Source organism: Streptomyces sp. NRRL S-646, assembly GCF_000720765.1.
Lineage (GTDB): Bacteria > Actinomycetota > Actinomycetes > Streptomycetales > Streptomycetaceae > Streptomyces.
Window position 1 is genome coordinate 19,172 of record NZ_JODC01000006.1, and the last position, 21,021, is coordinate 40,192.

Annotated in this window: 18 protein-coding genes and 3 tRNA genes; 9 read left to right on the forward strand and 12 right to left on the reverse strand. The window is 71.5% G+C overall.

Going from position 1 to position 21,021, the window contains the following annotated elements; genetic code table 11:
- Positions 1 to 20 precede the first annotated feature (20 nt).
- The 6 genes from IH68_RS0113620 to IH68_RS0113650 form a co-directional block, all read right to left on the reverse strand.
- Positions 21 to 1,322 carry a hypothetical protein gene (locus IH68_RS0113620; protein ID WP_030933775.1) on the reverse strand — a complete coding sequence of 434 codons (1,302 nt, stop codon included), beginning with the start codon at positions 1,320 to 1,322 and terminating at the stop codon, positions 21 to 23.
- Positions 1,323 to 1,379: 57 nt separating this feature from the next.
- Positions 1,380 to 2,609, reverse strand: coding sequence for a sensor histidine kinase (locus IH68_RS0113625; RefSeq protein ID WP_037884807.1), 1,230 nt, complete (start codon positions 2,607 to 2,609; stop codon positions 1,380 to 1,382).
- Positions 2,599 to 3,276 (reverse strand): response regulator transcription factor, encoded by a 678-nt coding sequence (locus IH68_RS0113630; RefSeq protein ID WP_030933780.1) that lies wholly within the window; start codon positions 3,274 to 3,276, stop codon positions 2,599 to 2,601. Before IH68_RS0113630 ends, IH68_RS0113625 begins: the two co-directional genes overlap by 11 nt.
- Positions 3,277 to 3,428: 152 nt before the next feature.
- Positions 3,429 to 4,382 carry an anti-sigma factor RsbA family regulatory protein gene (locus tag IH68_RS0113635; protein WP_030933783.1) on the reverse strand — a complete coding sequence of 318 codons (954 nt, stop codon included), beginning with the start codon at positions 4,380 to 4,382 and terminating at the stop codon, positions 3,429 to 3,431.
- 386 nt (positions 4,383 to 4,768) lie between these two features.
- Entirely contained in the window at positions 4,769 to 5,890 is a 1,122-nt protein-coding gene (locus IH68_RS0113645) for a DUF2235 domain-containing protein (RefSeq protein ID WP_030933786.1), read from the reverse strand.
- Positions 5,891 to 5,903: 13 nt separating this feature from the next.
- Positions 5,904 to 6,779 carry a DUF6424 family protein gene (locus tag IH68_RS0113650; protein WP_030933790.1) on the reverse strand — a complete coding sequence of 292 codons (876 nt, stop codon included), beginning with the start codon at positions 6,777 to 6,779 and terminating at the stop codon, positions 5,904 to 5,906.
- 282 nt (positions 6,780 to 7,061) lie between these two features.
- On the opposite strand from IH68_RS0113650, the gene IH68_RS0113655 reads away from it, so the two are divergent.
- Genes IH68_RS0113655 through IH68_RS0113675 form a run of 5 tightly spaced genes read left to right on the forward strand, consistent with a single transcriptional unit; the run spans position 7,062 to position 11,012 of the window.
- Complete coding sequence (locus IH68_RS0113655; protein ID WP_159403674.1) at positions 7,062 to 7,199, forward strand: hypothetical protein; 138 nt, start codon at positions 7,062 to 7,064, stop codon at positions 7,197 to 7,199.
- Positions 7,196 to 7,795 carry a hypothetical protein gene (locus IH68_RS0113660; protein ID WP_030933796.1) on the forward strand — a complete coding sequence of 200 codons (600 nt, stop codon included), beginning with the start codon at positions 7,196 to 7,198 and terminating at the stop codon, positions 7,793 to 7,795. Before IH68_RS0113655 ends, IH68_RS0113660 begins: the two co-directional genes overlap by 4 nt.
- Before the next feature lie 11 nt (positions 7,796 to 7,806).
- The gene (locus IH68_RS0113665) at positions 7,807 to 9,084 is read left to right on the forward strand and encodes an MAB_1171c family putative transporter (protein WP_234341352.1); all 1,278 of its coding nucleotides are present in this window, start codon (positions 7,807 to 7,809) and stop codon (positions 9,082 to 9,084) included.
- The gene (locus IH68_RS0113670; RefSeq protein WP_030933803.1) at positions 9,077 to 10,480 is read left to right on the forward strand and encodes an NAD(P)/FAD-dependent oxidoreductase; all 1,404 of its coding nucleotides are present in this window, start codon (positions 9,077 to 9,079) and stop codon (positions 10,478 to 10,480) included. Before IH68_RS0113665 ends, IH68_RS0113670 begins: the two co-directional genes overlap by 8 nt.
- A 43-nt stretch (positions 10,481 to 10,523) precedes the next feature.
- Positions 10,524 to 11,012, forward strand: a complete 489-nt coding sequence (locus IH68_RS0113675; RefSeq protein ID WP_030933806.1) for a hypothetical protein — start codon at positions 10,524 to 10,526, stop codon at positions 11,010 to 11,012.
- Between the two features lie 8 nt (positions 11,013 to 11,020).
- Here IH68_RS0113675 and IH68_RS56360 read toward each other — a convergent pair whose 3' ends face one another.
- The 4 genes from IH68_RS56360 to IH68_RS0113695 form a co-directional block, all read right to left on the reverse strand.
- Positions 11,021 to 11,185, reverse strand: coding sequence for a hypothetical protein (locus IH68_RS56360; protein ID WP_159403675.1), 165 nt, complete (start codon positions 11,183 to 11,185; stop codon positions 11,021 to 11,023).
- Between the two features lie 179 nt (positions 11,186 to 11,364).
- Positions 11,365 to 11,438, reverse strand: a tRNA-Ile gene (locus IH68_RS0113685).
- A 166-nt stretch (positions 11,439 to 11,604) separates the two neighbouring features.
- Positions 11,605 to 11,677, reverse strand: a tRNA-Asn gene (locus IH68_RS0113690).
- A gap of 5 nt (positions 11,678 to 11,682) precedes the next feature.
- Positions 11,683 to 11,755 (reverse strand) — tRNA-Asn (locus IH68_RS0113695).
- A gap of 134 nt (positions 11,756 to 11,889) precedes the next feature.
- On the opposite strand from IH68_RS0113695, the gene IH68_RS0113700 reads away from it, so the two are divergent.
- The 4 genes from IH68_RS0113700 (at position 11,890) to IH68_RS0113715 (ending at position 17,496) form a co-directional block, all read left to right on the forward strand.
- Positions 11,890 to 12,195 carry a hypothetical protein gene (locus IH68_RS0113700; protein ID WP_030933809.1) on the forward strand — a complete coding sequence of 102 codons (306 nt, stop codon included), beginning with the start codon at positions 11,890 to 11,892 and terminating at the stop codon, positions 12,193 to 12,195.
- Between the two features lie 78 nt (positions 12,196 to 12,273).
- Positions 12,274 to 13,716 carry an FGGY family carbohydrate kinase gene (locus IH68_RS0113705; RefSeq protein WP_030933812.1) on the forward strand — a complete coding sequence of 481 codons (1,443 nt, stop codon included), beginning with the start codon at positions 12,274 to 12,276 and terminating at the stop codon, positions 13,714 to 13,716.
- A 115-nt stretch (positions 13,717 to 13,831) separates the two neighbouring features.
- Positions 13,832 to 15,565: an ABC transporter ATP-binding protein gene (locus tag IH68_RS0113710; RefSeq protein WP_030933815.1), complete on the forward strand. Its 1,734-nt coding sequence runs from the start codon at positions 13,832 to 13,834 to the stop codon at positions 15,563 to 15,565.
- A complete protein-coding gene (locus tag IH68_RS0113715) occupies positions 15,565 to 17,496 on the forward strand; it encodes an ABC transporter ATP-binding protein (RefSeq protein WP_030933818.1) in 1,932 nt (643 codons plus the stop codon). The genes IH68_RS0113710 and IH68_RS0113715 overlap by 1 nt, the downstream gene beginning before the upstream one ends.
- 181 nt (positions 17,497 to 17,677) lie before the next feature.
- Here IH68_RS0113715 and IH68_RS0113720 read toward each other — a convergent pair whose 3' ends face one another.
- Both IH68_RS0113720 and dnaG read right to left on the reverse strand, forming a co-directional pair.
- A complete protein-coding gene (locus IH68_RS0113720) occupies positions 17,678 to 18,979 on the reverse strand; it encodes an RNA polymerase sigma factor (protein ID WP_030933821.1) in 1,302 nt (433 codons plus the stop codon).
- 102 nt (positions 18,980 to 19,081) lie between these two features.
- Positions 19,082 to 20,983 (reverse strand): DNA primase, encoded by a 1,902-nt coding sequence (gene dnaG / locus IH68_RS0113725; protein WP_030933825.1) that lies wholly within the window; start codon positions 20,981 to 20,983, stop codon positions 19,082 to 19,084.
- Between the last annotated feature and the right edge of the window lie 38 nt (positions 20,984 to 21,021).

Genomic DNA, 21,021 nt, shown 5'->3' on the forward strand with positions numbered 1-21,021 from the left:
CCCCGGACGGAGTCCGACGGTCACCTCAACGCCGCGATGTCCTGGGCCAGTTGCCGCGCGATCGTTTCCGCCGCCGCCGTGTCCTTGCGGTCCGCGGCCTCCCTGGCCTTCTTCAGGTCGGCTGTGAGAGCCGCCGACCTGGGTGTGTCCTCCCGTTGGCGGACGAGTTCGAGGCTGGTCACGTCGCCGGCGACCGAGCCCGCGTCACGAGCCCGAGCGTCGATCTCCAACTGCCGCGCCCACAGAGCCAGTCGCGCCCGGTCGACGGTCTGCAGCGGCTCGTGGCGCAGCAGCAGATCCGTCGTGTTCTGCTCGGTCCGCAGGGCTGCCGCGCGGTCCTGCGGTGCCTTGCGCCAGGTGTCCAGGTCGCGTGTCATCTGCCGCGCCAGGAGCGCCGGTACGGCTTCGGAGGCGCGGTAGGCGTCCCAGGCCTCGCGCACCGCGCGGACCGTCGCGGGTGCGGGGTCGGTGTGGGCGGTGCGGACCGCCCTGCCGAGCGCGGCCAGCCCCGCCGGGACGGGCGCCCGCTCCGCGTCCGTCGGTACGGCGAGCGACACCGCCTCCAGGTCGCCGCCCGCCGAGCCGGTGGAGAACTCGCCGTACCCGGGGGCGAAGACCTTGTCCTCGGTGGTGCCGTCCATGTGCAGCTCGTGCACGGTGATCGCGTTCCGGATCCTCCCGTACGGCCCGTCGACGGTCTGGCCGACGGCCCGGACCGTGACCTGCTCGAAGACGACGCCGGGGAGGTTCTCGGTGCGGTAGACGTCGCCCTTGTGCGGGTGTGCGGGCATGATCATCGCGCCGGGGGCGTTGCCGCGGCCCGCCTGCCAGGTGCCCTCGGTGTCGGCGACGACGCCATGGTCGTAGTTGAAGACGTCCTCGCCGAGGTACCAGACGGAGCCGTCGTCGGCCTGGGCGTACCAGTCGTCGGCGACCTCTTCGACACGGCCGGCCGAGAAGGCGACGTACTGCGAGGTCACGGCGTGGATGGTGCGGTCGCCCCAGGTGATGGTCCTCGTGCCGGGCAGGAGGGTGACCTCGGTGCGGAAGGGTTTGCCGGACTCCTGACCGCCGTAGATCGTCTGGGTGACCCGCGAGGTGGGGTGGAGGGGGTTGGTGATGCGGCCGGGGTGGGTGAAGTGCGGTTGCGCGAGGTCGACCCGGTCGCTCCTCGGTGCGAGCGGCAGGCAGGACGCCGCCGTCCGCCCGGTGCTCTCGTCGACGACGTGGACGCAGTCGCCGTGGTGCGCCTGGTTCTGGGAGCACGCGCCGGCCAGCAGCAGGGCGGCTCCCAGAACGGGCCAGTAGGTCTTGTTCCTCATGCCGGCCAGCGTCCCGCCGCACCGCTGAACAGAGGCTGAACACAGCTGACGGAGCGTTCAGTTCCGCTCCCCCGACGGCAGGGTCACCACGAAGCGTGCCACGTCCTCCACCCGCACGCTCCCGCCGTGCGCCGCCGCCACCTCGGCGACGATCGCAAGGCCCAGCCCGGCGCCGCCCGCCCCGCGCGAACGGGACTCGTCGAGCCGTACGAACCGCTCGAAGACCCGGGCCCGGTCGGCGGCCGGAATACCGGGGCCGTCGTCCTCGACGACCAGCCGCACCCGCCCGTCGCCCGGGTCGGCCAGCGTGAACGCCACGCGCGCGCGTGCGTGACGTGCCGCGTTCTCCCCGAGGTTGCGCACCAGGCGGCGCAGCGCGTCCTCGTCGCCGGCCACCCGTGCCGCGCCCACCGCGGTGCCGTCGATGCGCAGACCGGTCGTCGAGCGCAGCCGCCGCAGCTCCTCCAGGACGAGGTCGTCGAGGTCCACGGGCCGCCTGGGGGCCGCGGGTGCGCCCTCGTCGGCGCGGGCGAGCAGCAGCAGGTCGTCGACGAGGCGCTGCATGCGTACGGCCTCGTCGTGCACCGTCCCCGCCAGCGCCTGCGCATCGGCCCGCTCCGGGTGGGCGAGGGCGACCTCGGCGTGCTGGCGCACGGCGGCGACCGGGGAGCGCAGTTCGTGCGAGGCGTCGGAGACGAAGCGGCGCTGGGCCGCCTCGGCGCGGGCCACGCGGCGCAGCGCCAGGCCCACGGCGGCCCAGGTCGCGGCGGCCGCGAGCACCAGCAGCACGGGCAGGCCGATGAGCAGCAGCCGGGTGACCGTCGAGGTGGCCTCGGCGACCCCGGCGGGCGCCCGGCCGTCGAGGACGACGAGCTGCCGGTCGCCGTCCCGGGCGCCGACGGCGGCCACGAGGAAGGGGTCCTCGTCGAGGGGCGTGCGGACGGATGCGCTCGCGCCGGGCTTCAGCCGGGCCAGCGCCGGCTGTCCCCTGACATTGCTGCTGGCTGCGACCACCTTGCCCGTCGCGTCCACGACCTGTAGGAACTCCTCGGCGGGATCGGTCACGGTCGGGGCGGGCACCCCGCGTCCCGCGTCGATCACCCGGGCCACCTGCTGCGCCCGGGCCCGCGCCGCGTCCCGGACATCGCCCGAGAGTTCGGAGCGCAGCCCGAGCACGAGCGCCGTGCCTCCCGCGACCAGGGCGATCGCCACGGCCAGCACGGCGATGAGCGTGGCCCGCACGCGCACGGCCCGCAGGCGCCGCTGCTGCCGCCGCTCACCCGTCATCGGGCACCAGCCGATACCCGTGCCCCCACATCGTCAGCAGCGACCGCCGCCCGAAGGGCCGATCGACCTTGTTGCGCAGCCGTCGTACATACACCTCGACGATGTTCGGATCGCCCTCGAAGTCGTCGCCCCAGACGTGGTCGAGGATCGTCCGCTTGGACACCGCCTCGCCGGCCCGGCGCAACAGGAACTCCAGGACGGCGAACTCACGCGCGGTGACCTCGACGCCCCTGCCCGCCCGGGTGACGGTGCGGGTCGCGGGGTCGAGCCGCAGGTCACCGGCGGCGAGGACGGCGGGCCGCTCCCGGGCCTCACGGCGCAGCAGCGCCCGCAGCCGGGCGAGGAGCACCCCGTACGAGACCGGTTTGGTCAGATAGTCGTCGGCGCCGGTGTCGAGGCCCTCGATCTCGTCCCACTCGCCCTCCTTGGCGGTGAGCATGAGGATCGGCGTCCAGTCGCCCTCGCCGCGCAGCGCCCGGCAGACCCGGTAGCCGTTGAGTCCCGGCAGCATGATGTCGAGGACGATCGCGTCGTAGGCGTTCTCCCTCGCCAGCCACAGCCCGTCCACCCCGTCGGGCGCGACGTCCACGGCGAAACCCTCGGCCTCCAGCCCGTCCCTGAGCCCGGCCGCGAACCGCTCCTCGTCCTCGACGACCAGCACGCGCATACCTTCACGCTACGACGATGCGGAGGAGGAAGCCGATGGCCCTGCCGGCGTGCCCGCCGCGCCCCGGTGGGGCGCGGGGCTGTACCGACATGCGGCCCCGCCGCGGAGCGCACCTGCACACGCCGGGCACACCGAAGCGGGCCGGCCGCTGGTCAGCGGGCGAACCAGCAGCGCACGGTGGTGCCGCCCGGCCCGGTGTGCACGCGCACCAGGTCCGCGATGAGGTTGACCATGAGGAGCCCACGGCCGCCGTACTGTTCACGCGGGACGGGCCGGCGGCCGGCCAGCGGGTCGGTCAGGTGGCCCTTGTCGCGCACCTCGCACACCACGTGCCCGTCCTCGGCCCACACGCCGAGCGCACCCGAACCGCCGCCGTGCACCACGCTGTTGGTGGCCAGTTCGGCGGTGACCAGCGCCAGGTCCTCGACCCGGCGGGACGCGAGGCCGAGGCGTACGGCCTCGTCGACGGCGAGGTGCCGGGCCTCGGAGAGGGAGTCCGTGTCGAAGCGGAAGCACAGGGAGGGCGGGACGTCCGGTACGGGCGGCAGCGGTTCGTTGTAGCGGGCCACGACGTCCGCTGGGGCGTAGGCCCCGCTCTCCTCGTGCCGCCCGGAGCCGGCCCGGACGAGGGTTGGGTGGGTGGCGCAGGCGTCCGCGACGACCTGCGGTTCGAGGCGCCGGATGTCGTACGGGCACAGGATGGTCGCGCTCCGGCCCCGGAAGGCCGCGTTGATCAGCGCCTCGTGCTGCACGCAGGCGGGGTATTCGGCCGGTGTGCGGCCGGCCCAGATCGGCTCGCCGATGATGCTCACGTGTGTGCCGGGCGGCTGGGCGTCGGCGAAGGCGCGCAGCACCGCCGGGATGATCCGGCCGGGGTTGCGCCCGGCCTCCCGCATGTCCAGGAACCGCACGGCAGGGGCGTCCTCGCCCAGCGCCTCCCGGATCAGCCGGAGGCGCTCCGCGGGCACGGCCACGGCGACGGGCTCGCCGGCCGCGAGGGCGTCCCGGACGAAGGGGACGGTGCCCGCGAGGTACTCGCCCTCGTCGCCGTAGAGGAGGGCGGGGTGCACGAAGGGGGCCAGGCCTGCGCCGTCGGCGGGGGTCACTGCCGACCACTCCCGTCGACGTGCATGCTCACCACCGCCTCCCCTGCCCCACCGCTCCCTGGATGTCAGTCCGCGTACCCCGACGGACGGCTCTCACTCCACCCAGGACCCCGTGCGGTGTCAGTACGGCAGGATCCGCCCCGAAGGTGTCCTGCGGTCGATGGTGGTGTCGCGGGGCGTGGCGGGCCTGCGGTTGACACGGACGCGGGTCTGACGGTTCATGACGCCCTCCTCGGACCGGCTGGCTGACGTGAACCAGCCTGGTCCGCGCGCCACTTCGGCACATCGTGCCCACGGAGGCACCTCCCATGCCTCCGCAGCACGACCCGGAGCAGAACTCGCTACTCCCCCGGGAGGAGTACGACCCTTAGAAACCCATTAGCCCCCTATGCCCGAGCGGGTTTGAACCAGTCGGGGTCGGCCCAGCCCTCGCGTCCGGCCAGGTCCGGCCGGTAGCCGGGGTCCCGTTCCCGGCGCAGCCGGACGCTCCAGTGGAGCACCGCCTCGGGAGGCACGGGACGTGCACGCCTGCCCACGAGGATCCACGCTCTGCCGTTGTGGTGGACGGGGGCGTCGGCGAAGGCCTCGGTCACCGTGGTCGCCGCCCCGTAGGCGCCCGGCCGGAAGTCCAGGTCGTCGCTGACACCGTCGGTGATCCACTTGAGGGGGATGGTGGAGAGCAGGGGTGCGTCCGGGGCGTGGTCGAAGGTGCCGCCGACGTCGCAGTGCACCCCGGCGAACCACACCTCCTCCGCCGTGCTCGTGTCCGTGTCGGGGCCGGGGCTGCGGGGCTTGACGAGGAACTCCCGGTACGGGCGCCGCAGCTCGTCGAGGGACACGGCGTGGCGGATGCGGGCGGCGTTGGGCAGGGAGTGGGTGTACGGCCAGCGCAGATTGCCCAGGCGGAGAAGGCCGGCCGCCTTCACGGTGTCCCAGACGCCCAGGTAGGCCACCGGCAGGGCGTGGTGCGAGACCTGCCGGGGGTCGTTGCGCTTCACCTGCTCCCACAGCGGCTCGCCCTCGGTGCGCAGACAGAAGGCGTGCGAGAAGCGGGCGACCTCCTGCTCGCTCTTGTCGATTCCGATGGACTGATTGAACGCGTACTTCGCCACCGCATACGGCACCAGGTTCTCCGCACCCGGCCGCATCAGCCCCGGCTTGTTGAGCATCCCGACCAGCGCACGGGCCGTGTAGGCGCCGCGGCTGAACCCGAAGACGTACACCGCGTCCCCCGGCTGCCAGTGCTGCATGAGGTACGTGTACGCCTCGGTGAGGTTGGCCCTCAGCCCCGTTCCGAAGGCGAGGCCGCCGAGCCGGGACAGCCCGCGGCCCAGCGGCCCGCGCGCGGTGGCCGACGACATGGTGCCGACCCCGGGGTCGTAGTAGAGCAGCTGCCTCGACGGGTCGCCCGTCTCCAGCATCTCGTAGAACCTGACCACGTTCGTGGGGTTGCGGGCGCCCACCTGGTTGCCCGAGCCGTCCAGGCAGACGACGATCCTGCGCGGCATGACCACGGCCCGCCTAACCGGCCCGGCGGGTACTGCCGCGCGCGCCGCGGGAACGCGGCCGGGCGGCCGCGGTGCGCGCCCCGGGCGTTATCTGCTGCTGGAACGCCTCCAGGGCCATCGGGCTGTCCGCCGGGAGTACGGCCATGACGCGGCGCCGCTGCGCCTTGGCCAGGACGTCCCCGGCCGGTGTGCCGTGCCGGGCGTGGACGATACGCAGGCGTCCGTCGCCGGAGCCGCGGGCGCCCACCGGGGCGACACCGGCGTGGGTGCCGTCGGGCAGCGTCACCCACAGGTTGAAGTCGTCGTACCGGATGTAGTCGGCGCCCTTGATCGGCCAGGGGTAGTGGTGCTCACCGGCCGCCTTGGGCAGGACCCCCTGGTGGTCCCCTCGGGTCAGCGGCACGCAGGCGTTGAAGAGCGAGTCGGTCCAGGCCGCGACGCCCTCGGCGTCCGTGATCGGGGTCTCCAGCAGCTTGCGGGCCCGCTTGTAGCCGAGGGCCTCCAGCGCGGGAAGGGTCTTCGGGAAGGCGGCGACGAGGTCGGCGGCCTCCTGCCGCAGCCGGTCGACCTTCGCGGGGTCGGCACAGAACTGCATGCTCCACTCGATGCCGACCCGGGCCCGGAACATCCGCCACCCCGCGTCCGTCATCACCCAGAGACTGCCGCCGTGGTGCATCTCGTACGGCCCCGGCCCGTACGGCCGCTCCGTCGTCGCCAGCTCCTTGAGGATCTTGTTCGCGGTGTCCTTCGCGGCGCGGAACTCCGCGGACTCGGTGCGTTCCTGGTGCTTGACGAGCTGTATCTCCCAGGGATGGTCCTCCCGTTCCGTCTTGCCGAAGGTGACGGAGGGAGGGGTCTTCGTCGCCGTCGCGGATCGGTCGTTGGCCATGGGGGGCCTCCTTCTGTCGACCTGTCGACACTCCTCCTCTCATCGTCCTCCCAGGGCTCAGTTCTCGCTCTGCGTAACACCTGGACCGTTCAACGACGTGACAGCTGACCGTTCAACGATCGTTTTCCGGCCGGCGCCTCTCGACGCATTCGCCGAAGAGCAGGGCCCGGCCCTCCCGGACCTGCTCGACCCGCGGGAGCCGGCGGCCAGGACGGCGTACTCCTGCCGGTCCTGCGGGAGTTGGAGGGACGGGTCGAACAGCTGGGCCCCATACTGGCCCTGATGGACCGTTACGGAGTGAAGGCCACCGATCTGCGGCGCCACGGCACGACGACACCCGAGCAGCCGGACCGGCTCATGGAGGGTGTCATCAGGTCGGCCGTCCCGCAGCAGGCAGGCGAGGGGGGCACCGCCCGATGACCACCAAGGCGATGAAGTCGCTGCTCGCCGGGCTGGGCCGGGAGGCGTCGAAGTCGATCGCCCGGCCGGCCGAACCGCGGGCCGTGATGGAGGAGTTCTGCCGGGTCATGGGCGTCCGCGTCGGGCGGCCCATCCAGCTGCTGTTCCGGACGTTCCCGCCGGACATCCCGGTGTCGGGCCTGCGCCTGGACTGCGGGGACCGTTCCCTCATCGTGGTCGAGGAGAGCACGGTCCCAGAGGCCCAACTGGTCATCCTGGGCCACGAGTTGTGGCACGAGGAGCAGGGCACCTGCGGCGACCACGCCATCGGCCCGGCGGCCGCCCGCACCCTCGGCCGGCCACCCGGGGCACTGGGACGGGCCGCACAGCAGGTCCTCGCCTCCGAGGAGGTTCCCCGCGAGGTCTGCCGCACGGTGGCGGCCAGGTCCGCCTCCGCCGACGACCACGAGGTGGACGCGGAGACCTTCGGCCTGCTGTTCGCCCGCGAGGTCCGCACCTGGATGACGGGCCGGTACGCGCAGGGCCCGGTGACACCGGCCACCGTGGAGGGCCGTATCAACCTGTCCCTGGGCCACCGCGGCGGACGCATCCTCTGATGACAGCCCTGATGGACCCTCACTTCCGCATCCCCTATGCCGTGCCCACCGCCCTGCTGGCCACCGCGCTCCTCGTCAAGCTCCCCACGTTCGTACGCGCCTGGCGCGACCCCGACGTACGGGCGACCACGGTGCTGCTGGCCTCGGCGACGGCCGTCCTGGTCGTCATCACACCGGTCAACATCGAGCGCCTCAACGAGCTGACAGGTGTGCCCAACATCGCCTCGCCCTGGGCCTATTCGTTCCTCACCGCATTCTGCGCCACCGGTCTGACGATGATCATCCGCTGGCGGGAGGAGCCGTCCGAGCGCCGCCGCCGCAGGATGCGCCGCATCTACTGGGTGTACGCCGGTGTCGTCGTCGCCCTCTGGGTGACGTTCCTGCCGGCACACGCGCCCGAGCCGCGGATCTACGACCTGGACACCTACTACGCCTCGACCCCGTGGATGCGGGAGCACATCCTGCTCTACCTGACCGCGCACATGGTGTCGTCCCTGGTCGCCGCCTCGATGCTGTGGAAGTGGTTCCCGGAGGTCGAGAACCGCTGGCTGAAGTCGGGGGTCGTGCTCCTGCAGCTCGGCTTCGCCTCGGGCCTGCTCTTCGACGCGGCGAAGCTGACGGCGGTCGGCGCCCGCTGGTCGGGCCACGACTGGGACGCCCTCAGCACCGGCGCCGCCCCGCCCTTCGCGCTCATGGAGGCCGCCCTGGTGGCGCTCGGGTTCCTCGTGCCGCAGGTGGGACCGTTCCTGCAGCGGTGGATCCGCGACCAGCGCGAGCATCGGCGGCTACGGCCGCTGTGGCGGGCGGTGCGCGTCCTCGGTGCGTCGGCGGCACCGGCCCGGCTCGGCTTCTGGGCGCCGCTGGACCTGCGCCTGATGCAGCGCCGGCAGCACATCCACGACGGGCTGCGCCTGCTCACCCCGTACTTCGACCAGAGCCTCCACCAACAGGCCTACGAGGCCGCGCGGGCCGCCGGCCACGACGAGTCGAGGGCGCGTGGGACGGCAGGCGCGGTCACGGTCCGCGCCGCCCTGGCCGCCCGGAGCTCGGGAGCCCCGCCCACGCCCGACACCGCCGCGACCAGTACCCACATCACCGCCGACATCGAGTCCATCTCCCGGGAACTACGCCGCCCTGATGACGCTGCGGTCGGACAGCGCCCCAAAGGGGCGTGGGGCTGTATCGATATGCGGCTCCGCCGCGGGGCGCGACCAGCCCCCACGCACCCGCAGCAAACAGACCACCCCGCGGCGGAGCCGCAAACAGAAAGCAAGATCACCCATGCCTGACAGACCCACCGCCCGCCGCCCCCGCGCCGTAGTCGTCGGCGGCAGCATCAGCGGCCTGTTCGCCGCCGCCGCCCTCGCCGAGTTCGCCGACGTCACGGTCGTCGAACGCGACACGCTCCCCGAAGGGCCCGAGCCGCGCCGCGGCGTTCCCCAGGCCCGGCACGCACACCTCGTGTGGAGCGGCGGGGTCAAGGCCTTCGACGAGCTGCTGCCCGGCCTCACCGCGGAGATCGTCGCGAACGGCGCCCGCCTGGTGCACATCATGGGCGACATGGTCTCCCGGGCCCCGAACGAGATCTGGTTCCGCCGTTTCACCTCCACCCACCACCGCAACCTGGTGTGCTCCCGCGACCTGCTCGACGCGGTGATACGCACCCGCGTCCTCGCCGACGCGCGCATCACCCTCCGCCAGAACACCACGGCGCTGGCCCTGCAGGGCGACCAGGACCGCGTCACCGGCGTCCAGGTCCGCACGGGGGACGAGGAACTCGCCCTGCCCGCCGACCTGGTGGTCGACGCCTCCGGCCGCGGCTCGCACGCCCCCCGCTGGCTGACCGGCCTCGGCCTGCCGCAGGTCACCGAGCGCGAGGTGAATGCCGGCGTCGCCTACGCCACCCGCCTCTACCGGGCCCCGGGCACGGCCGCGGACAGCGGCTTCCCGCTCGTCAACGTCCAGGCGAACGCCGCGAAGGCGCCGGGCCGTGGCGGCATCATCGTGCCCATCGAGGGCGACCGCTGGATCGTCACGCTCTCGGGCACCCGAGGCGGCGAACCCGGCCCCGACCCCGACACCTTCACGGACTTCGCCCTCGCCCTCGGCGACCCGGTCATCGGCGAACTGATCAAGGACGCGGAGCCGCTCGGCGAGGTCGCCACCACCCGCAGCACCGCCAACCGCCGCCGCTACTACGAGAAGATGCGGCCCTGGCCGGACGGCTTCACCGTCCTCGGCGACGCGATCGCCGGATACAACCCGGTCTACGGCCACGGGCTCACCGTCGCCGCCCAGTGCGCCCTCAGCCTCCGCACCGTCCTGCGCTCCACCGCCCTCACCGCCCCAGGCACCGCCCGACGCGTCCAGCGCGCCGCGGCCCGCCCGGTCGCCGCTGCCTGGGACCTGGCCGTGGGGCAGGACGCGTTCTACCCCGGCGCCACCGACACTCCCCCGAACGCTCTGGAGCGCTTCCTCGCCCGCTTCGTCGACCGCGCCGTGGCCACCGGAGCCCGCAACCCCCGTGCCCTCGGCGCCCTCCTGGACGTCATGAGCCTGGAGAAGCCCGCCACCCGCCTCTTCTCGCCCGACATGCTGATCCCCATGCTCTTCGGCCCGAAGAAACCACACCTGCAAGGCCCGCCCCTGACCGAGCCGGAACGCAAGACGGCCGCCCCGTACTGACCGAACCGAACGGCTCCCGACGTCCGCGGCGCACACTGGAGCCATGCGCATACGCACATCCCCCGGCACCGTCCGGTGGCTCCGTACCGCACGGACGCTCACCCGCCTCCACCACCGTCCGGCCCCCGCCCGCCCTTCGCACCGGGCCCAGTTGCTCGCCCTGGTCGCCGTCCTGGACGAGGCGGTGGCCGCCCAGACACCGGCCGACGCGGCGGTGGCCGCCTGCGGGGACCCGGGCCCCGTCTCCCGTCAGACGGCACGCATGTGCAGCCGCCAGAGCAGCACCCTGCACCGCCTGCGCACCCGCCTGCAGGACCTCGAACTCAGCGACCCGGACCTGCAGCGGGCGCAGGCCCACGCGGCACGGCTGCTCGCCTACGACCTCTGGATGCTGCGCGAGTCCCTCGACCTGGCCTTCACGCTCCGCCCCGACCCCCGCACGGAGGCCACCCGCCTGCGCCTCAACGGCCTGGGCCGGCACGCCGACGACCTGCGCCGCCTGCGCGACGGGCTGCGCGAAGAAGCGGGCTGAGAACTGCCCTACCCGAGGACGGACGAGGTGGCCGAGGGAGTGTCGGTCGGCCTGGGCGGGGTCGCCTCACCGGAGTCGGCCTGGAGCACGAGAACGACCGCTATGACCGCCATGGTCACGGCGGTCAGCGTGACCAGCCACCACATCCTGATCGGTTTCGCGTGCCCGGCCATGGCGCCCTCCTTGGGCGCGAGGGTACGCGCAATGCCGGCGCCGAGGCCCCCCTCTTCACACCACACCGACAAGCACAACACCGCACCAACGCCCCGGCGTTGGCGGGAACGGCCGGACAGCGGCCCGGGGGATCAGAACGTTCCAGCGAGTCAGAACGTTTCTTCTGACCCGCGATGGGTGGGGCGGGTGGGACTCGAACCCACGGCCGACGGATTATGAGTCCGCTGCTCTAACCGGCTGAGCTACCGCCCCATAGCGGCGTGTCGCGCACATTTGTGCGCGCCGTCTGCCGCAGCATAGCCGCTCATACGATCTCCTGCTTCGGATGGTCGACTTCGCACGCCCATGGAGACTGCACCGCCGCCTGCGCGGTTCCCGCCCACATGAAAAAGGACCCCAAGGGGGTCCTCTTCTTGTGCTCCCCCGACTGGACTCGAACCAGTAACCTGCCGGTTAACAGCCGGCTGCTCTGCCAATTGAGCTACGGAGGACCGAGCTCCCCCGACTGGACTCGAACCAGTAACCTGCCGGTTAACAGCCGGCTGCTCTGCCAATTGAGCTACGGAGGAATGCCTCGTTGCATCGAACGTGCCTTCCTGGGTATTCGCCAGGGGGCGGGCGCTCGCTGCGACACATACATTAGCGCAAGCAGGGGGGTGCTCCGCCAATCGGTACTCCCCAAGGACGGAAGGGTGGCTCCGCCATGCGCTACAAGCTCACGTTCGTCGTCGGACTGGCTCTGGGTTACGTCCTCGGCACACGTGCCGGTCGCGAGCGCTACGAGCAGCTGAAGAAGTCCGCGCGTCAGGTCGCGGAGAACCCCGCCGTCCGCAACACCGCGGAGTCGGCCGCCCAGCAGAGCCGCGAGTTCGCCGGCAAGGCGTACCACGCGGTGAGCGACAAGGTCGGCGACCACGTTCCCGCCTCGGTGGCCCAGCGGGTCCGCTCCCTGCGGGAGCGCAACACCAACGGCGCAGCGGAGGACGACTGGGGCACCAGCAACTCGTAGCAGCTCACCTGCCACGACGCGCCCGCCCCCGGCGAAGCGCATACACCCCTGCGGCGCAGGGCCCATAGAATTTTCGCCATGGGGATAGTCGCCGGGTTGGACAGTGCACCCGATTTCACTCGCATCGTCGTCTGTGACACGGACACGGGCACCGTGCTCAGGCAGGGGTATGCCCCGCATCCGGTGGACGGCGACCGGCCCGCCGACGTCGACCCGCAGGCCTGGCTGCTGTCCCTCGGTGAAGCGGCCGGCGGCGGGCTCCTCGAAGGCGTGCAGGCCATCGGCGTGTCGGCGCAGCAGAACGCGGTCGTGCCACTGGACGCACAGGGCGGCACCGTGCGCCCGGCGTTGGTCGGCGGCGACAAGCGTGCGCAGGTCGCGGCCGCCGATCTGATCGACGCGCTCGGCGGGCGGGAGGCGTGGGCGCAGGCGGTGGGGTGTGTGCCGCAGGCCGCGCAGCCGGTGACCAAGCTGCGGTGGCTCGCCAAGAACGAACCCGATGCAGCCCTGCGCACCGCGATGCTGATGCAGGCCCACGACTGGCTGGTGTGGCAGCTGCTGGGCAGACCGGTCAGGAGGACCACCGACCGGGGCGGCGCCTCCGGCACCGGCTACTGGTCGGCGGCGACCGGCAGCTACCGTTCCGATCTCGTCGAGCTGGCGCTCGGCCACCAGGCGATGCTGCCGGAGGTGATCGGGCCTGCGGACGCCGCCGGTACGACTCCCGAGGGGCTGCTGATCTCCGCCGGGACCGGGGAGACCATGTCCGCCGCCTTCGGGCTGGGCATCGGGCTCGGTGACGCGGTGGTGTCGCTCGGCGCCTCCGGGTCCGTCATGGCCGTACACCCCGAGGCACTCGTCGACAGCACCGGGATGATCACGTCCCTCGCCGACGCGACGGGCATGCATCTGCCGGTCGTCACCACGCTGAACGCCGTACGGACCCTGCGCGGGACCGCCGAGCTGCTCGGGCTGCCCGATCTGGAGGGCCTGTCCGAGCTGGCGATGAAGTCGACTCCGGGCGCCCACGGGCTCGTGCTCCTGCCCTATCTGGAGGGTGAGCGGACGCCGAACCTGCCGCACACGGCCGGGTCACTGGCCGGGCTGCGTCGGGAGTCGATGAAGGCCGAGCATCTGGCGCGGGCGGCGTTCGAGGGCATGCTGTGCGGGCTCGCGGACGCGCTGGACGTCCTGCGCGGCCGGGGTGTCGAGGTGCGGCGGATCTTCCTGCTGGGGGCGGCCGCCGAGCTGCCTGCGGTGCAGGCGGCGGCGCCCATGCTCTTCGGGGCGCAGGTCGTCGTGCCGCAGCCCGCGGACTATGCGGCGATCGGTGCCGCCCGGCAGGCCGCCTGGGCGCTCGGGGTCTCGCAGGGCCGGCTCGATCCGCGCAACCCGCCGGTCTGGCAGGGCGCGACCGGACAGGTGCTGGAGCCGGGCGACGAGCTGGCGGTGGGACAGGCGGTACGGCAGCAGTTCGTTTCCGTCCGGGAACAGACACACCCCGGCGCTTTCCGCCCATAAGGCGGTACGGAGCACTGCTGTCGGCTTAATCGGTTGAGGTAACACGGGTGGAGTGTCCGACGATAGGAGCCTGGGGCATCAAGCCCGCCCCGCCGCCGACTCCGAGAGACGTAGCGTGCTCATACGACTTCTGCGGACCTACCTCAGGCCCTACAAGAAACCCATAGCCCTGCTGGTGCTGCTGCAGTTCCTGCAGACCTGCGCCACCCTCTACCTGCCCACGCTGAACGCGCACATCATCGACAACGGCGTCGTGAAGGGTGACACCGGCTACATCCTCTCCTTCGGCGCCCTGATGATCGGCATCTCGCTGGCGCAGGTCGTGTGCAACACGGGTGCCGTGTACTACGGCGCCAAGACCGCCTCCGCGGTCGGCCGGGACGTCCGGGCGGCAGTGTTCGACCGGGTGCAGTCCTTCTCGGCGCGGGAGGTCGGGCACTTCGGGGCGCCCTCGCTGATCACCCGTACGACCAACGACGTACAGCAGGTCCAGATGCTGGCCCTGATGACGTTCACGCTGATGGTGTCGGCGCCGATCATGTGCGTCGGCGGGATCGTGCTGGCGCTCGGCCTGGACGTGCCGCTTTCCGGGGTGCTGGTCGCCGTGGTGCCGACGCTGGGCATCTGCGTGACGCTGATCGTACGGCGGCTGCGGCCGCTGTTCCGGGCCATGCAGGTGCGGCTCGACACGGTGAACCGGGTGCTGCGCGAGCAGATCACCGGCAACCGTGTGATCCGGGCGTTCGTGCGGGACGACTACGAGAAGGATCGTTTCCGTAAGGCGAACACCGACCTCACCGAGATGCAGTTGGCCACCGGCAACATGCTCGCGCTGATGTTCCCGATCGTGATGACGGTGGTGAACCTGTCGTCGATCGCGGTGGTGTGGTTCGGCGCGCATCGCATCGACAGCGGTGGGATGGCGATCGGTGACCTGACCGCGTTCCTCGCCTATCTGATGCAGATCGTCATGTCCGTGATGATGGCCACCTTCATGTTCATGATGGTGCCGCGTGCGGAGGTGTGCGCCGAGCGGATCGAGGAGGTCCTCGGGACCTCGTCGAGCGTGGTGCCGCCCGTCACGCCGGTCACGGAGCTGCGCCGGCACGGGCATCTGGAGATCCGGGGTGCCGGGTTCCGCTATCCGGGCGCCGAGGAGCCCGTGCTCAAGGGCATCGACATGGTGGCGCGGCCCGGCGAGGTGACCGCCGTCATCGGCTCGACCGGCAGCGGCAAGTCCACGCTGCTCGGGCTGGTCCCTCGGCTGTTCGACGCGACCGACGGCGAGGTGCTCGTCGACGGCACGGACGTCGCGACGCTCGACCCGAAGCTGCTCGCCAGAACGGTCGGGCTGGTGCCGCAGAAGCCGTACCTGTTCGCGGGGACGGTGGCGACCAATCTGCGCTACGGCAATCCGGACGCCACGGACGAGGAGCTGTGGCACGCGCTGGAGGTGGCGCAGGCCAAGGACTTCGTCGAGCAGCTGGAGAACGGCCTCGACTCCCCCATCGCGCAGGGCGGCACCAACGTCTCGGGTGGTCAGCGGCAGCGGCTCGCGATCGCGCGGACGCTGGTGCAGCGCCCCGAGATCTACCTCTTCGACGACTCCTTCTCCGCCCTGGACTACGCGACCGACGCGGCGCTGCGGGCGGCGCTCGCGCAGGAGACCGCGGAGGCGACCGTCGTGATCGTCGCCCAGCGGGTGGCGACCATCCGGGACGCGGACCGGATCGTCGTACTCGACGAAGGACGTGTCGTCGGGACCGGCCGCCATCACGAGCTGATGGCGGACAACGAGACCTACCGGGAGATCGTGCTCTCCCAGCTGACGGAAGCGGAGGCTGCCTGATGGCCGGGCCGATGGCACGGATGATGGGCCAGGGCGGCGGTCCCGACAGCCGTTCGATGGACTTCAAGGTGTCGGGCAAACGCCTGATCTCCCAGTTCAAGCCGGAACGGCTGACGATCTGCGTGCTGCTGTTCTGCGTGGTCGTGAGCGTCGGTCTGAACGTGGTCGGGCCGAAGATCCTCGGCAAGGCCACCGACCTGGTGTTCGCCGGCATCATCGGGCGGCAGATGCCGTCCGGGGCCACGAAGGACGAAGTCCTCGCGTCCATGCGGCATCGGGGGCAGGGCCAGGTCGCCGACATGCTCCGCAGCACCGACTTCACCCCGGGCAAGGGCATCGACTTCGGCGCGGTGGGCGACGTACTGCTGCTCGCGCTGGGCACGTTCTTCGTCGCCGGTCTGCTGATGGCGGTGGCGACACGGCTGGTGAACCGGGCCGTGAACCGGACGATGTTCCGGCTGCGCGAGGACGTGCAGGCGAAGCTGTCGCGGCTGCCGCTGTCGTACTTCGACAAGCGGCAGCGCGGTGAGGTGCTGTCCCGGGCGACCAACGACATCGACAACATCGGGCAGACGCTGCAGCAGTCGATGGGCCAGCTCATCAACTCGCTGCTGACGATCATCGGTGTGCTGGCGATGATGTTCTGGGTGTCGTGGCTGCTCGCGCTGGTGGCGCTGGTGACGGTGCCGCTCTCGTTCGTGGTCGCCACGCGCGTCGGCAAGCGGTCGCAGCCGCACTTCGTGCAGCAGTGGCGCTCCACCGGCAAGCTCAACGCCCACATCGAGGAGATGTACACCGGCCACACGCTGGTGAAGGTGTTCGGGCGGCAGGAGGAGTCGGCGAAGCAGTTCGCCGAGCAGAACGACGCGCTGTACGAGGCCGGGTTCAAGGCGCAGTTCAACAGCGGGGTCATGCAGCCGCTGATGATGTTCGTGTCGAACCTCAACTATGTGCTGGTGGCGGTGGTCGGCGGTCTGCGGGTCGCCTCGGGCGCGCTGTCCATCGGTGATGTGCAGGCCTTCATCCAGTACTCGCGGCAGTTCTCGATGCCGCTGACGCAGGTCGCGTCGATGGCGAACCTGGTGCAGTCGGGTGTCGCCTCGGCCGAGCGGGTCTTCGAACTCCTGGACGCGGAGGAGCAGGAGGCGGATCCGGTGCGCGGCGAGCGGCCCGAGGAGCTGCGGGGGCGGGTGGAACTGGAGAGCATCTCCTTCCGCTACGACCCCGAGAAGCCGCTGATCGAGGACCTGTCCCTGAAGGCGGAACCCGGGCACACGGTCGCGATCGTCGGACCGACGGGAGCGGGCAAGACCACGCTGGTCAACCTGCTCATGCGGTTCTACGAGGTCTCCGGCGGGCGGATCACTCTCGACGGCGTCGACATCGCGACGATGTCCCGGGACGAACTGCGGGCCGGGATCGGCATGGTGCTGCAGGACACCTGGCTGTTCGGCGGCACGATCGCGGAGAACATCGCGTACGGGGCGTCCCGGGACGTCACCCGGGGCGAGATCGAGGAGGCGGCGCGGGCCGCACACGCCGACCGGTTCGTGCGGACGCTGCCCGACGGGTACGACACCGTGATCGACGACGAGGGCACGGGGGTCAGCGCCGGTGAGAAGCAGCTCATCACCATCGCGCGGGCGTTCCTGTCCGACCCGACGATTCTCGTGCTGGACGAGGCGACCTCGTCGGTGGACACCCGGACCGAGGTGCTGATCCAGAAGGCGATGGCGAAGCTGGCGCACGGGCGTACGTCGTTCGTGATCGCGCACCGGCTGTCGACGATCCGGGACGCGGACACGATTCTGGTGATGGAGAACGGGTCGATCGTGGAGCAGGGCGCGCATGCGGAGCTGCTTGCCGCAGGCGGCGCCTATGCGCGGTTGTACAAGGCTCAGTTCGCGCAGGCCGTGGCTGAGGTCGACTGAACTGTTGCCCGGCGCTGGGGCTGAGGCCGGGTGGGTGCACTTGCCCGCGCTTGCGGGGTGGCGCTCTCTTTGGGACGGGCGCCGCCCCAGCGGCACGACTGCCCGCAGCTGCGGCGGCTGCAGCGGCTTTTAAGGGGCGCGGGGAACTGCGCGATCAGCCCCCACCGGCCCGCAGACGGCGTCAGTCCAGATAGCCCCTCAGCTGGTCCGCGAATGCGTGATCCCGCAGCTTGTTCAGGGTCTTCGATTCGATCTGGCGGATGCGTTCCCGCGTGACGCCGAAGATGCGGCCGATCTCCTCCAGCGTGCGGGGGCGGCCGTCCGCCAGGCCGTACCGGAGCTGGACCACCTTGCGCTCGCGCTCTCCGAGCGTGGACAGGACCGCCTCCAGATGCTCCCTGAGCAGCAGGAACGCCGCCGACTCCACCGGCGAGGTGGCATCGCCGTCCTCGATGAGGTCGCCGAGGGCCACGTCGTCCTCCTCGCCCACCGGGGCGTGCAGGGAGACGGGTTCCTGGGCCAGGCGGAGGACCTCGCTGACCCGCTCGGGGGGCAGGTCGAGGTGGTCGGCGACCTCTTCCGGCGTGGGCTCGTAGCCGCGTTCCTGCAGCATGCGGCGCTGGACGCGCACGACCCGGTTGATCAGCTCGACCACGTGGACCGGGACCCGTATGGTCCGGGCCTGGTCGGCGAGGGCCCGGGACATGGCCTGGCGGATCCACCAGGTCGCGTACGTCGAGAACTTGTACCCGCGGGCGTAGTCGAACTTCTCAACTGCCCTGATCAGGCCCAGGTTTCCCTCCTGGACCAGGTCGAGCATGGTCAGCCCGCGGCCGACGTACCGCTTGGCCACGGACACCACGAGCCGCAGATTCGCCTCGATGAGGCGGCGCTTGGCCATCCGGCCCATCACGACGAGGCGGTCCAGGTCGAGGGCGAGCTGGCTGTCCAGGTCGGGCGCGGTGCTGAGCCTCTCCTCGGCGAACAGGCCGGCCTCGACACGGCGGGCGAGCTCGACCTCCTCGGCCGCGGTCAGCAGGGGGATGCGGCCGATCTCGCGCAGGTACTGGCGGAACAGGTCCGAGGACGGGGCGCCGGTGTCTGCGGCGCGGGCACGCGGCGGTTCCACGGGCTCGGGGTCCTCCGCGGCCTCCAGCGCCTCTGCGGGCGGTTCGGCCGGCTCGGGCGGGCCTTCCGGGTCCGCCTCGGGGTGGTGCGCGACACGGGTCTGCGGGGGGACCGCGACGAGAACGTCCGTCGCGGCGTCCGGCTCCGTGCCGTCCGTACTGTTGTCGGTCTGTGCGAGGGTCTGGGTCTGCACGGGGGCGACCTCCAGGATGATCGCTGCTGAGGTGTGCGGCAGCGCTGCTTCGGGAGCGGAGTCGACGGCCTCGCCGCTGTCCGTCCCGTACGCGATGAGCGGAACCGCGGGGTTGTGCGACCCGTGCGGGACGGGTCGGCCGCGCTCCGAGGACTCAGGCACCGGACCCAGTGTGGAGTACGACACATCGCCGCCACGAGGGGCGTGCGGTGACTTTTTGCAATCGGGCCGTGACCGCGCGGTTACCGTGGCGTACGCGAAGAGTCAGAGTGCTGCGGCTCCGTGCTCGCGCAGCGCCTGGTCGTACTGTTGGAGTACCCACAATTCGTTCTGTACCGCAGCCAGTTGTGCCGGGTCCGAGTGGGTGCCGAGGCGGGTGAGGGTGCTCTGGATGTCGCGGACGCGGCGCTCCACGGCCCGGCGGCGGACGGTCACCAGCTGCTCGCCCGCATAGTTCTCGTCGACCGTGCGGCGCATGATCGCCTCGACGGCCAGCTCCGTGACCATCGCGCGGACCGTGTCGTCCGGGGCGGCCTCGCGGACGCGGACGAGGTAGTCCTGTGCGTCCTGTACCCCGTACTCCGCGCCGCCCGCCTCCATGATCGCCTGGAGTACGGCGGCGTAGGGCGCGGCGGTGAACTCGTCCATGCCGTAGGCGTCGAAGGCCGGGGAGACCAACTCGGGGCGCTGCAGGGCGAGTTTGAGGAGTTCGCGTTCGGTGGCGTAGACGGGGTTGCGGAGGTTGAGGGCCGGGCCGGACGGGCCCGAGGAGCGGGGCGCGGCCTCGTACGACTGGGGGCCGCGCGCCGGGGCCGGGCCCTTGCCGCCGCGGTCGCGGGCCCAACGGGCCAGCTGGGCCACCCGCTTGACCACGAACTGGGTGTCGAGGATGCCGAGCATGCCGGCGAGCTGGACGGCGACCTCGTGCTGGGCGCCGCTGTTCTTGATGCGGGCGACGATCGGGGCCGCCTCGTCCAGGGCGGCGGCCCGGCCCGCCGGGGTGTCGAGGTCGTAGCGGACGACGATCTGGCGCAGCGCGAACTCGAAGAGCGGCGTACGGGGTTCGACCAGGTCCGCGACCGCCTCGTCGCCCTTCGCCAGGCGCAGTTCGCAGGGGTCCATGCCGTCCGGGGCGATGGCGATGTAGGTCTCGGCGGCGAACTTCTGGTCGTCCTCGAAGGCGCGCAGGGCCGCCTTCTGGCCGGCCGCGTCGCCGTCGAAGGTGAAGATCACACGGGCCGAGCCGTTGTCCATCAGCAGCCGGCGGAGGATCTTGATGTGGTCGCCGCCGAAGGCCGTGCCGCAGGTCGCGATCGCGGTCGTGACGCCGGCCAGGTGGCAGGCCATCACATCGGTGTAGCCCTCGACGACGACCGCGCGACTGACCTTGGCGATGTCCTTCTTCGCCAGGTCGATGCCGTACAGGACCTGGGACTTCCTGTAGATCGGCGTGTCGGGGGTGTTGAGGTACTTGGGGCCGTTGTCCGCCTCGTAGAGCTTCCTCGCGCCGAAGCCGACGACGTCTCCGCCGATGTCGCGGATCGGCCACATCAGGCGGCCGCGGAAGCGGTCGATGGGGCCGCGGCGGCCCTCCTGGGAGAGGCCGGAGAGCAGGAGCTCCTTGTCGGTGAAGCCCTTGCCGCGGAGGTAGCGGGTGAGGTGGTCCCAGCCCTGGGGGCTGTAGCCGACGGAGAAGTGCTCGGCGGCGGACTGGTCGAAGCCGCGCTCGGCGAGGAACTTGCGGCCGGTGTCGGCCTCCGGGCCGGTCGCGAGCTGTTCGGCGTACCACTGCGCGGCGATCTTGTGGGCCTCGACCAGGCGGATGCGCTCGCCGCGCTGGTGGGTGGGGTTGTAGCCGCCCTCCTCGTAGCGGAGGGTGATGCCGGCCTGGCCGGCCAGGCGCTCGACCGCCTCGGAGAAGGAGAGGTGGTCGACCTTCATCACGAAGGTGATGGTGTCGCCGCCCTCCTGGCAGCCGAAGCAGTGGAAGAGTCCCTTGCTCGGGCTGACCTGGAAGGACGGCGACTTCTCGTCGTGGAACGGACAGAGGCCCTTGAGGTTGCCCCCGCCCGCGTTGCGCAGCTGGAGGTACTCGGACACCACGGCGTCGATCGGGACCGCGTCCCGTACCGCCTTCACGTCCTCGTCGTTGATCCGTCCTGCCACGCGTGAATTCTACGGTGCCGGACTGACACCTCTGGGGC

Coding starts and splice junctions, on each gene's coding strand:
- IH68_RS0113655 (WP_159403674.1), top strand. CDS start 7,062: ATGGACCGTTACGGAGTGAAGGCCACCGATCTGCGGCGCCACGGCACG.
- IH68_RS0113630 (WP_030933780.1), bottom strand. CDS start 3,276: ATGCGCGTGCTGGTCGTCGAGGACGAGGAGCGGTTCGCGGCCGGGCTC.
- IH68_RS0113715 (WP_030933818.1), top strand. CDS start 15,565: ATGGCCGGGCCGATGGCACGGATGATGGGCCAGGGCGGCGGTCCCGAC.
- IH68_RS0113700 (WP_030933809.1), top strand. CDS start 11,890: ATGCGCTACAAGCTCACGTTCGTCGTCGGACTGGCTCTGGGTTACGTC.
- IH68_RS0113675 (WP_030933806.1), top strand. CDS start 10,524: ATGCGCATACGCACATCCCCCGGCACCGTCCGGTGGCTCCGTACCGCA.
- IH68_RS0113670 (WP_030933803.1), top strand. CDS start 9,077: ATGCCTGACAGACCCACCGCCCGCCGCCCCCGCGCCGTAGTCGTCGGC.
- IH68_RS0113705 (WP_030933812.1), top strand. CDS start 12,274: ATGGGGATAGTCGCCGGGTTGGACAGTGCACCCGATTTCACTCGCATC.
- IH68_RS56360 (WP_159403675.1), bottom strand. CDS start 11,185: ATGGCCGGGCACGCGAAACCGATCAGGATGTGGTGGCTGGTCACGCTG.
- IH68_RS0113645 (WP_030933786.1), bottom strand. CDS start 5,890: ATGCCGCGCAGGATCGTCGTCTGCCTGGACGGCTCGGGCAACCAGGTG.
- IH68_RS0113650 (WP_030933790.1), bottom strand. CDS start 6,779: ATGGCCAACGACCGATCCGCGACGGCGACGAAGACCCCTCCCTCCGTC.
- IH68_RS0113660 (WP_030933796.1), top strand. CDS start 7,196: ATGACCACCAAGGCGATGAAGTCGCTGCTCGCCGGGCTGGGCCGGGAG.
- IH68_RS0113620 (WP_030933775.1), bottom strand. CDS start 1,322: ATGAGGAACAAGACCTACTGGCCCGTTCTGGGAGCCGCCCTGCTGCTG.
- IH68_RS0113665 (WP_234341352.1), top strand. CDS start 7,807: ATGGACCCTCACTTCCGCATCCCCTATGCCGTGCCCACCGCCCTGCTG.
- IH68_RS0113625 (WP_037884807.1), bottom strand. CDS start 2,609: ATGACGGGTGAGCGGCGGCAGCAGCGGCGCCTGCGGGCCGTGCGCGTG.